Origin of the sequence: Acerihabitans sp. TG2 (assembly GCF_035013185.1) — a bacterium.
Taxonomy (GTDB): Bacteria; Pseudomonadota; Gammaproteobacteria; order Enterobacterales; family Enterobacteriaceae; genus Acerihabitans.
Window position 1 is genome coordinate 1 of sequence record NZ_JAYGJO010000095.1, and the last position, 982, is coordinate 982.

Annotated in this window: 1 protein-coding gene and 1 pseudogene; both read left to right on the forward strand. The window is 36.6% G+C overall.

Annotation, left to right across the window (positions count from 1 at the left end):
* Window positions 1–416: hypothetical protein (locus tag SJI19_RS24675; RefSeq protein WP_323480873.1), on the forward strand; the 416-nt coding region annotated here is incomplete at its 5' end.
* A pseudogene (locus tag SJI19_RS24680) lies at window positions 413–982 on the forward strand (hypothetical protein); the annotation flags it as partial. The gene SJI19_RS24675 and the pseudogene SJI19_RS24680, both read left to right, overlap by 4 nt.

A 982-nucleotide genomic window follows, 5' to 3' on the forward strand; every position in this document is an offset into this window, starting at 1 on the left:
GTTGCACTAAAGAGACTTATGGGCATGTTATTTATAACAAACCTCTTGCTGCATTATTAAAAGTCATTCAACTTCCTGAATATCTGGGCCTCCAAGTATTGGACTTTATTGACCGACTTCATCGTGCTGAAGATGAAGTGGTTAGTGCCAAGGCAAAAATAAAAGATTTCGTTAAAAGTAAATTTGGAAGAGCTGTGGTTTTAGATCACTCGGTAAATAGACCAACTTGGGTGGGAACAGAATTCAAAAAAGCTATTGATAACTTCTACACACATCATCCTGAAGTTAATCGTGATCCAGCACTGTGGGGAAGTGACTTTATAAAAAATGAAAGGAATTTACTGGAAGAATACAAGTCAACCAGGGAAATGACGGATTCAGTTGTTAGATTTAACTCCTTAAAGGCTAAATTATGAATGTTAACTGTTTATTAAAAAAAATTATTTTATTATCTATAACCCTTTCGCCAGTGGCGGTGTCAGATGTTATAATACGCTCACCATTTGGCACGGAATTAATTTTCTCCGAGAAAAAAAGTGGGAAAAACCATGATCGCAATGCATGGGGAAAGTTGTCATTTAAAGGTCACGGAGAGACTATTGACCTGGGCATAGATGGTCGTTATTTTACTGAGGATGGGTCGTCTAAACTCTCTCCATCCGGAAAATATTTAGTTATAGTCAGTATATCTGGTGGTTATTTGTATCCTTATGGTGGTAAAAAAAAATATGTTGACAGAGCTTACTGTAGCGTAGTTGATATGGAGAAGGGTTGTTATATAAGTGACTGGAATGGCGGAGCTTGTGGGTATCATTGGAGGGAAAATGAAGATGTATTGGAAGATTCATTAAAAACTGATACATTTGATTTCCTCTCTTTTCGCCCAAGAATAAAACATGTGAAGGATAATCTTTCATCACTTTATACTGCTACAGTAAAAGTGTATTTGCGATGTGATGCACCAGATCAAACAAACATCAAC